This window comes from Streptomyces sp. N35 (assembly GCF_016464295.1).
GTDB lineage: Bacteria > Actinomycetota > Actinomycetes > Streptomycetales > Streptomycetaceae > Streptomyces.
Genome location: NZ_JAEIMH010000014.1, coordinates 109,211 through 118,056, shown reverse-complemented (window position 1 = coordinate 118,056; position 8,846 = coordinate 109,211). Strand labels below are relative to the sequence as shown.

Annotated in this window: 10 protein-coding genes and 1 pseudogene; 8 read left to right on the top strand and 3 right to left on the bottom strand. The window is 71.5% G+C overall.

Features of this window, described 5'->3' with window-relative positions:
* A partial coding sequence (locus JAO81_RS10995) for a DUF11 domain-containing protein (RefSeq protein WP_199547586.1) occupies positions 1 to 671 on the bottom strand: 671 nt, incomplete at its 3' end.
* A gap of 263 nt (positions 672 to 934) precedes the next feature.
* On the opposite strand from JAO81_RS10995, the gene JAO81_RS10990 reads away from it, so the two are divergent.
* The 6 genes and pseudogenes from JAO81_RS10990 (at position 935) to JAO81_RS10965 (ending at position 4,760) form a co-directional block, all read left to right on the top strand.
* Positions 935 to 1,252, top strand: a complete 318-nt coding sequence (locus JAO81_RS10990; protein WP_199547585.1) for a hypothetical protein — start codon at positions 935 to 937, stop codon at positions 1,250 to 1,252.
* Positions 1,253 to 1,402: 150 nt separating this feature from the next.
* Complete coding sequence (locus JAO81_RS10985) at positions 1,403 to 2,179, top strand: SDR family NAD(P)-dependent oxidoreductase (RefSeq protein WP_199547584.1); 777 nt, start codon at positions 1,403 to 1,405, stop codon at positions 2,177 to 2,179.
* Between the two features lie 373 nt (positions 2,180 to 2,552).
* Positions 2,553 to 2,810 carry a hypothetical protein gene (locus tag JAO81_RS10980; protein ID WP_199547583.1) on the top strand — a complete coding sequence of 86 codons (258 nt, stop codon included), beginning with the start codon at positions 2,553 to 2,555 and terminating at the stop codon, positions 2,808 to 2,810.
* Positions 2,811 to 2,819: 9 nt separating this feature from the next.
* Positions 2,820 to 3,815, top strand: coding sequence for an MFS transporter (locus JAO81_RS10975; RefSeq protein ID WP_199547582.1), 996 nt, complete (start codon positions 2,820 to 2,822; stop codon positions 3,813 to 3,815).
* Positions 3,728 to 4,174 (top strand): annotated as a pseudogene (locus tag JAO81_RS43945) (NAD(P)-binding domain-containing protein); the annotation flags it as partial. The gene JAO81_RS10975 and the pseudogene JAO81_RS43945, both read left to right, overlap by 88 nt.
* 25 nt (positions 4,175 to 4,199) lie before the next feature.
* Positions 4,200 to 4,760: a hypothetical protein gene (locus JAO81_RS10965; RefSeq protein ID WP_199547581.1), complete on the top strand. Its 561-nt coding sequence runs from the start codon at positions 4,200 to 4,202 to the stop codon at positions 4,758 to 4,760.
* A gap of 158 nt (positions 4,761 to 4,918) precedes the next feature.
* Here JAO81_RS10965 and JAO81_RS10960 read toward each other — a convergent pair whose 3' ends face one another.
* A complete protein-coding gene (locus JAO81_RS10960) occupies positions 4,919 to 6,028 on the bottom strand; it encodes a hypothetical protein (protein ID WP_199547580.1) in 1,110 nt (369 codons plus the stop codon).
* A 2-nt stretch (positions 6,029 to 6,030) separates the two neighbouring features.
* Positions 6,031 to 7,119 (bottom strand): hypothetical protein, encoded by a 1,089-nt coding sequence (locus JAO81_RS10955; RefSeq protein WP_199547579.1) that lies wholly within the window; start codon positions 7,117 to 7,119, stop codon positions 6,031 to 6,033.
* Positions 7,120 to 7,310: 191 nt separating this feature from the next.
* On the opposite strand from JAO81_RS10955, the gene JAO81_RS10950 reads away from it, so the two are divergent.
* Both JAO81_RS10950 and JAO81_RS10945 read left to right on the top strand, forming a co-directional pair.
* Positions 7,311 to 8,264, top strand: a complete 954-nt coding sequence (locus JAO81_RS10950) for a YihY/virulence factor BrkB family protein (protein ID WP_199547578.1) — start codon at positions 7,311 to 7,313, stop codon at positions 8,262 to 8,264.
* 336 nt (positions 8,265 to 8,600) lie between these two features.
* Positions 8,601 to 8,804: a cold-shock protein gene (locus JAO81_RS10945; RefSeq protein WP_160508150.1), complete on the top strand. Its 204-nt coding sequence runs from the start codon at positions 8,601 to 8,603 to the stop codon at positions 8,802 to 8,804.
* The last annotated feature ends 42 nt before the right edge of the window (positions 8,805 to 8,846 follow it).

Here is an 8,846-nt window from a genome sequence, read left to right as displayed (position 1 = left end):
CCCCCCGCGCCCGCACGCGCCCCGCCGTCGGGGCCCGCCCCCTCCCCCCGGCCCGCCGGGGCACGGGGTGCCCCGGGCCCGGCCTGCGGTGGCGCGGAGTGCTTCGTCGCCGGACGGGAATCCGCCCCGCAACCGCTGAACCCCGCCGCCGTCTCCACCCGTACGCACACGGCGCTGCGCGAGCGTGGTGCGTCGGCGTCGTCGGACGGCGGGACAAGGACCGTCGAATGCAGTGTCACGCTCTGCTGTGCATCGAGCCCCAACTGCCAGACCAGCCACTCCTGGTCGACGAACCCTTCGGGCTCGGACGACACCACCTTCGCGCCGCCCGGCAGCATCTGCACGATCTCGGTTTCGGGGAAGTCCTGCGCGGTGCGGTTGCGGACGACGACTTCGTACGTGACACGCTCCCCCGCGCGTGCGGCCGATGACCGCTTCTCGGCGCCGATCGCACGGACCTTCACGGTGAACACGTCGGAGCCCGCTTCGCCATGCGGGCGCACCTTCACCGTGGGGCCCGCCCCGTGCTGAGCGTGCGGGTCCGCCACGGGTTCCTCGTGGTCGTGGTCGGAACCGGTGGCGAGTGCGGGGACGGCCGTCACCACACCGGCCGCCAACGACAACAGACCACACGCCAGCAGACGCCGTACGCGCCGGGAGCCCTTACCCATGTGCCTGACCTCACGGAAGTCGCCAGGCTCCGGCGCACTGTGCCGCGCACAGGCCGGCCCTGGAAATCGAACAGATCGAGGTGAATCATCGCCACCGTCCGCCCGACCACCGCACGCCACCACCGCGCCTCGGCCTCCACCACCGGTATGGCCACCCCCAACCCACACCAATGGCCGATCCCCGACGAAACCGACACCGCTCGCCGAGCGGGCGGCGACGGACCTCCGGTTCCCCTGATCGGGCGGGTTGTTAGGGTCCTGGCATGACACGCCTCAAGATCGAAATATCCGTTCCCGAGAGTCACGCGGAGGCTGTGATCGAGGCGCTCCATACGGCGGGCGCGGGGCGGGTCGGTGAATACGCGCGGTGTTCCAGCGTCTGGAAGGTGACCGGCACCTGGCAGGCCCTGCCCGGCTCACAGCCGTACGACGGTGAGGTGGGCGCCGTGCACCACAGCGAGGAGTGCCGGATCGAGTCCGTCTGCGAGATGGATCAGGCCGGCGCCATTCAGCAGGCCGTCCGTAAGGCCCATCCGTACGAGCAAGCAGTCATCCACTTCCTGCCTCTGTACGAGCCGTAGGCAACCGCCCTCGTACGTGGCGTCTTCGCGGCCTTCCACGCCGAACTCGATCCTCACGCGACCGGCCGGGATCACCGAAAGCGCCCCTCAACGGGATGCCGGTGATCGGACCCTGGTGGAACCGGACAGGTGATCGGTACGTTGGACCGGATGAGGCGATTCGAGGGACACGGCGTACTGGTCACTGGGGCGGCCCGCGGGATCGGCGCGGCCACGGCACGGCGCATCACCCAGGAAGGCGGGCGGGTGCTGCTGACGGATGTAGACGAGTCGGCGGCCGAGGAGACGGCCCGCGCATTGCGGGAAGAGGGCGCCGATGCTTGGGCGTTGGGGTGTGACGTGGCATCCCGTCCGTCGGTGGAGGCGGCGGTGGCGTACGCCGTGGAGCGCCTGGGCACGCTCGATGTCCTGGTCAACAACGCTGCCTCCTGCGGGATGGACGCGACGTTGTTCGAGGACGAGTCCGACGACGTCTGGGAGCGCGATCTCGACGTCACACTCAGCGGCGCCTTCCGCTGCGCTCGTGCGGCCCTGCCGCACCTGGCGGCCTCCGGTCGTGGCGCCATCGTGAGCATCGGCTCGGTCAACGGTGAGGCGTCCTTCGGGAATCACGGCTACAGCGCGGCCAAGGCGGGGCTCGCCTCCCTGACCCGCACCCTCGCCGATCACGCCGCCCCGCGCGGGGTGCGCGTCAACCTGGTCGCTCCGGGCACGGTGCGCACCGCGGTCTGGGCCGGCCGTGAGCAACAGCTCGATGCCATACGGGCGTTGTATCCGCTCGGGCGGATCGGGGAGCCCGAGGACATCGCGGCCGCTGTCGCCTTCCTCGCCTCGCGGGACGCCTCCTGGATCACCGGGACGACGCTGCGGGTCGACGGCGGGATCCTGGCCGCGCCCACGCCTTTCCGCACACTGCCGGGCGACTGAGGCCCGTCGGCCCGGAGCATCACGCAGGGGGTAGCTGCCCCGCGACGAGCGCAGCTGTCCGATCATCTCCCCTACGTACTACTGGAGCATGACTCCAGTCATTTGAGCAGGGTCCGATCAGGGTTTCGGCTGCCCAGTCGGTCCACGCGGCGCTGTCCCAGCCCTGATAGTGAGTGAGCAGGCGGTAGCTCTCCGGTGACAGGACCGCCAGGGCCATATCGGCCGCGCGGACGGCGTTGAGGCCGGGGCGCAGGGCGTTCATGGCCGCCAATGCGCCGGTGAAGACGGCCAGGACGGTGTGCCGCTGGCTGATGGAGTTGTTCGGGCGGCGCGGCCAGGGCTTCGGCGACCCAGGGGCGGTCGAGGGTGGCGAGTGCTCATCACCGCGGTGGAGCTCATGGTCTTCCTGGACGGCACGATCGTGAACGTGGCCCGGCAGGTGTTCGCGTTCGGGCTGGCCCTTTTCACCGGCGCGTCCGTGCTGGCCGGTCCGGCGAACGATCCTTGGCTGCTGCTGACGGCGCGTGCGCTGCAGGGCATCACGGCGGCGGTCACCGTGCCCGCCCAACTCGCGCTGCTGACCCGGACGTTCACCGATCCGGCCGCTCGTCGCCGGGCGTTCGGCGTGTGAGGCGGCGCGATGGGTGCGGTCGGCGCCGCACTCGGCACCGTGGCCGGCGGCCTGCTCACCGAGGCGTTCGGCCGGCGGTCGATCTTCCTGATCAACCTGCCGGTCGGGGCTGCCGCGCTGCTGTTCGTCGGCAGGTTGCTGCCGGCCGACGAGAGGGGCCGGGACCGCGCTGCCGGGCGTCTCGACCTGCCCGGCGCCGTCCTCGGCACGTCAGGTCTGCTGCTTCTCGGTTACGCGATCGGCGCATTCGCCGCCCCTGCCACCCTGATACCGACCCTCGTCGCTCTGTCCGTCGCGCTGGTGCTGCTTGCCGCCTTCGTCGCCGTCCAGGCGCGCAGCACGGCCCCGTTGATGCCGCTGCGACTGCTCGGCGTCCGCCAGGTCAGCGGCTCGGCCGTGGCCAGCGCACTGGTCGGTGCGGTGCACGTACCGACGTTCGTGCTGCTCACCCTCTACCTGCAGAACACCCAGGACTACAGCCCCGTACGGTCCGGTCTGGCCGTGCTGCCGGTCGCGCTCGCCGCGCCGGTCGCCTCCCGCACCGCTCTGCCCGTCCTGGCCGAACGCTTCGGCGCCCACAGCCTGCTGTGGGCCGGACTCGCCCTGCAGGCAGCCGCGCTGGCCTGGTTCGCGACCGTACCCGCCACCGTCCACTACGCCACCGACATCCTGCCCGCCGCCCTGCTCCTCGGAGTGGGCCTGCCCGCCTCGTTCATCGGCGTCACCGCCCCCGCGGTGACCGCGGTGGACCAGGCCGACACGGGAGTCACCGCCGGCATCGTGAACACGGCCCAGCGCATCGGGTCCGGGCTCGGCGTGGCCGCCCTGCTGCTGGCCAACTACGTCACCGGCACCACCGGCCACCTCGCCGGTCTGCGGACGGCGTTCGCCGCCGCGACCGGTCTAGCCCTCCTCGGATGTCTGCTCGCCCTCCTCCTGCTCCGGCCCAAGTCGCCCGTATCCGCATCCGTGCGGCCCGCGCCGGCCGTGCCCGTACGCCGATGACCGCCAGGAGGAACGCCTTGCCCCCCACCGCCACCATCACCGGAGCGGGCCCCGGGGGCCTGGCCGCCGCCGACGCTCTGCGCCGGCGCGGCATCGACGCCCTCCTCCTCGAGCGCGGCGAGAGCGTCGGCACCTCCTGGCACCACCGTCACGAGGATCTGCGCCTGAACACCATCCGCTGGATGTCCGGTCTGCCCGGCCTGCGCATCCCCCGCCGCTCCGGCCGGTGGGTCGGCCGCGACGACTACATCGCCTACCTCGAACGCTTCCCCCGCCGAGCCCGGTTACGCATCCGCCACGGCGTCGAGGTCCGCCGGGTAGACCGCGTGCCCGACGGCTGGCGGATACACACCGGGTCCGGGATCTACCGCAGAACAGCTCTGGGTGTCGGTCCGGACTCAGCCGACGATCCTCCCCCGCCAGCTCCACGGCATCCCGCTTCACCCGCTCACCCTCGCTCTGCGCCCGCTGCCCGAACGGCTCCGCGATCGCATCGCCCGCGCCGTCGCCCGCCGCGCCTCAGGAGACCTCTCCCCCTACGGACTGCCCATCCCGCCCCAAGGCCCGTACGAGCGCATGCGCACCAGCGGCGTCACTGTCGCCGTCGATCAGGGTTTTGTCGCTCACCCCACTGCCGGCCGGCTCACCGTCGTCGGCGCCATCGACCCACTCGACCGCAGCGATGCCGTCCTGCGCGACGGCACGCGCCTGCAGCCCGACGTGATCCTCACCGCCACCGGCTATCACCCCGGTCTCACTGGCCTCGTCGGACATCTCGACGCGCTCGCCCCTCATGGGGAGCCTCACCGGAGCACGCCTGGCCTCTATTTCATCGGTTACCAGTCCGCTCTCGAAGCCAACCTGCGTCAGCATCCCGCCGAAGCGCGGCTCACCGCCCAGGCCATCACGCGACGCCCCGCCAGGCCTCGTATCGCCGTCGGTTGACGAACCGTGCTCCAGGGCGCGAGGTGTGGACGGTGCCGTGTCCGACGCAGTTGCGCCGCTCCTGCGTACGGCAGTACGGCAGTGCGGCCGTGCGGCCGTGCGGCCGTGCGGCCGTGGGCTTCGTGTCCGGTCCAAACACGAAGTCCCCGGCCGTCCGGTCAGCCGAAGCGCAGGATCCGCGGCGCGAAGGTGCTCTCCGGGCCGGCGGCGCGGCCGACGGACCACACCGTGCCGGTGCCCGGTACCGGGGCGAGCCGCAGCACCGAGGAGTCGCCCTCACCCGGCACTGCCGGCTCGCTGTGGCCGGTGAACGTCCGGCCGTCCCAGGCCAGGAAGTCGGGGCCCGGCTCCAGCGGCGGGGAGCTGCCCGGCGGGGCCCACTTCATCGAGTTGGACATCGCGACCCAGCCCAGCCGGCCGGAGTCGGTGGCTGCGAAGGAACTGACCGAGCCGAAGTCGGCCGGCAGCGCCACCCGGCTCCACGCCTGCCCGTCGAAGCGCATCAGCAAGGGAGGGATCGGGCGGCCCGGTGGCCCGCCGATGAACCCGGCCGTGCCGCCCGCCCACACCTCGGTCGGTGACACCGCGAGGATGCTGCCCACCCCCGCGCGCGGGCCGCCGTCCACGATCGTCTGCTGCCAGGCCTGTCCGTCCCAGTGCGATACCGCGGCACCATTGGCGCCGGCGCCGGCGGCCCAGACATCATCGGCCGCCACGATGTGCAGGCCGTACACGGCTCCCGGCGGCACGGGCAGGTCCCGCCATGCGCGTCCGTCCCAGCGCAGGAGGGCCTGTCCGACGTCCCGGCCGCCGATCAGCCAGGTCTCGCCGCCGCCGGAGACGACCTTGTCCAGGCGGACGCCACGCGGCGCGCGGCTCTCGCGCCAGGAGATGCCGTCGTAGCGGAGCAGGTGACCGGCGCCCGCGGAGTCACGGCCGACGGCCCATACGGCGTTCGGTGCGGTGCCGGCGACGGAGAGGAGTTCGCCCTGCCAGCCGATCCCGGGCAGCGCCTGGCGCTGCCATGCGGCGCCGTCCCAGCGCAGCACCAGAGGGAAGCCGGGGGCCTGACGGCCCACCGCGTCGGCGCCCACCGCCCAGGCCCGGTCGGGGCCGAACGCCACCGCCTCGTTCAGCGCGGCCTGCGGGCGTACCTCGGCCGGGACCGGAACGTGCACCCAGGACGACGTGTCGGCCGCGGCCGGTGTCATCACGGCCAGGACGGCCATGACGGCGGCGACAACCGCAATGAGTGATCGACGTGCCATGGTCAGCCTCCCAGGCGTTCGCTCATCAGAGTCGGTCTCGAGCCGTAGATCTCGACGATCCCGAACGCGAGCAGCGACGCCCCGGCCCTCGCCAGAACACGCGGCTGGACGTCGATCGCGTTCTTGCGCTCAGGCCCGTACGAGAACGTGGTGCGGGCGCCGTCCACCCGCGCGTACTTCGACTGGAAGGCGCGCTCGCTGCGCATCGGCAGCCACAGCGCACCGTCCGGGCCCCGCACCATGCCGTAGGTGTAGGTCTCGCCCAGCGGCGGGTAAGTGGTCCGCCACGCGCGCCCGTTGAAGGTCATCAGGAAGGTGCGGGACACGCCGTCGGTGGAGCGCATGCCGCCGAGCGTGGCCCGGCCGGACGGTTCGAGCAGAATCCTGTGGACGTTGCCGCCCGACGGCACCGGTACGGCCACGTCGCGCCAGGCGGTGCCGTCCCAGCGCAGGATCTGGCTGCCCTGGTCGGTGCGGTCCACCATGGCCCAGGCGTCGTCGGCCGAACGCGCCTCGATCCCGCTGAAGAACAGCACGCCGTCCGGCGGGGTCTGGGTGGTCCAGCGGGACCCGTCGTAGTGCAGGACCTTGAGGCCGGTCTCGTCCTCGCCGACCACCCACGCGGCGCCCGGCACCGCGGCGAAGTCCTGGTAGTACCACAGGGTCTGCGGCAGCGGGACAGTGCTCCAACTGCCCGCCGACCAGCGCAGGATCTCGCCTCCGCCGGCACCGCTGTGGAAGATCCACACCTCCTCGCCTACGAACTGCACCTTGCCCAGATGCCCCGCCTCATCGGCACCCGGGAACGTGGTGTCCCGGCTCCAGGTGGTGCCGTCCCACCGGTAGAGCAACGGCCACAGGTAGCCGTCGGCGGCGTGCTCGACCCCGGTGGCCCACGCGTCGCCCGGCCCGCGGGCGGCGAGCTCGGCCCCGCCCGCCGCCCCGGACGGCAGGGGCGGTCCCGGCAACGCCTCCCAGTGGGGCGCGGCCGCCGCCGGCAGCGCTGCCGGCGCCGTGGCCCCGGCAGCCGGCACGACCGACGAGGCGCATGCGATCACCAAGCACATCAATAACGCACGAAGACCGTTCACCAGCCCTCCCTCGAGTGCGAAAGCCGCTCAGCGTATGGGTCTCCCCCACTCGTGAACAGAGGCCGCATTGACAATCCGGTGCTTCCTGGCGCTCGGAAAACCGTGCCGGATTGAGCAAGATGTGCCGGGGCACAGAGACCCGGACGAGCCCGCGCACGGCGTGCTCTTCCGACGCGATCCTGGGGCGGTTCATGGGTACGGCGACGACTGTTCCCGAGACACGGGACATGAGGGGGCCCGAACTCTCCGGTGACGAGGCGTTCGAGGCGCTGCGGCATTACGGCGGCTGGCATCTGCTGCGGGACGCGTTCGTACGGTTCCGTTACGCGGACGGGTTCAGCCACGCGCGGGCGCTGGCCCTGCAGACCGTCCTGGCCCTGATTCCGATGGCCATCGTCTTCGTCGGGCTCTCGACGGTGCTGCACACCGAGAGCATCGGCCGGTTCGCGCAGGAGACCCTGCACCGCATGCCGCTCGGGACGAGCAGCGAAGTGATCGACCAGGCGCTGGCGCGCAGCCGGCGGACCGCCGACGAGGGGACGCAGGCCGCGCTTTGGCTGGCCCTGGTGTTCTCCCTGCTCAACATCACGACGGCCATGTGCCAGATCGAACGGGGCGCCAACCGCATCTACGGCAACGAACGCGACCGGCCCTTCCACCGGAAGTACCTGCGCGGCCTCTCCATGGCCGTCACCGCCGCCCTGCCGCTGGGCCTGGGCTTCGTCCTCATGGTGGCCGGTGAGGCTCTGGGTGCGGCGGCCTCGGCGGTGTACGGGATCGACGCCCTGACCGGCACCGTATGGAGCGTGGTCCGCTGGCCGCTGGGTCTCGTCCTGGCGCTCATCGCGGCGAGCGTCATCTTCCGGCGCGCCCCGCGCCGGCGCCAACCCGGCTACACCTGGCTGGCGTTCGGCGCCGCCGTGTACCTCGTCCTGTGGACCGCGCTCACCTGGATACTGAGCCGCTATCTCTCCCTGAGCGGTTCGTTCGATGCTGTCTACGGTCCGCTCAGCGCCTTCATGTCCCTGCTTCTGTGGGCTTACCTCACCTCGATCGCCCTCTTCCTGGGCCTGGCCTTCGCCGCCCAACTCGAGGCGGTGCGCGCCCTGCGGCCGGGGCCGGTCGAACCCGACCCGGGGGTATGACTCCGAACCGGTCATGCCCCCACCTCAACGGCTGAACGCGTCAGGCACGAAGGGAGCAAAGTCCAGTACGTCATGAAGTGCCCGGAAAACAAGGGCCAGACGCCCCTCTCGGCCGCCGCGGATCCCGCCGACCTGGACGGGAAGTTGGCGTAGGGGGTGCCAGTTCGGGGGTCTGTGCGTGTAGCGTCACCCTCAGCTGTCATGGTTCCGAAGTACCGGTCGCCCGTGAGCGCGAGTTCACGGGCGTTTTGCTGTTCAGAGTCTCGGAGGGCCAGGACGATCACCTCCGGTTTCCGCACCGTGCGGGAACCGATCACGAGTCTCTTGGAGGACTACATGGCTACTGGAACCGTGAAGTGGTTCAACGCGGAAAAGGGCTTCGGCTTCATCGAGCAGGACGGCGGCGGCCCCGACGTCTTCGCCCACTACTCGAACATCAACGCCTCGGGCTTCCGTGAGCTTCAGGAAGGCCAGAAGGTGAACTTCGACATCACCCAGGGCCAGAAGGGCCCGCAGGCGGAGAACATCACCCCCGCCTAAGCCCAGCCACACGGCGCCCGCCCCGGGAAGGCTTTCCTGGGG

Excerpts from the sequence above, each read along its gene's own strand:
- JAO81_RS10990 (WP_199547585.1), top strand. The coding sequence starts at position 935 with ATGACACGCCTCAAGATCGAAATATCCGTTCCCGAGAGTCACGCGGAG.
- JAO81_RS10985 (WP_199547584.1), top strand. The coding sequence starts at position 1,403 with ATGAGGCGATTCGAGGGACACGGCGTACTGGTCACTGGGGCGGCCCGC.
- JAO81_RS10975 (WP_199547582.1), top strand. The coding sequence starts at position 2,820 with ATGGGTGCGGTCGGCGCCGCACTCGGCACCGTGGCCGGCGGCCTGCTC.
- JAO81_RS10960 (WP_199547580.1), bottom strand. The coding sequence starts at position 6,028 with ATGGCACGTCGATCACTCATTGCGGTTGTCGCCGCCGTCATGGCCGTC.
- JAO81_RS10950 (WP_199547578.1), top strand. The coding sequence starts at position 7,311 with ATGGGTACGGCGACGACTGTTCCCGAGACACGGGACATGAGGGGGCCC.
- JAO81_RS10945 (WP_160508150.1), top strand. The coding sequence starts at position 8,601 with ATGGCTACTGGAACCGTGAAGTGGTTCAACGCGGAAAAGGGCTTCGGC.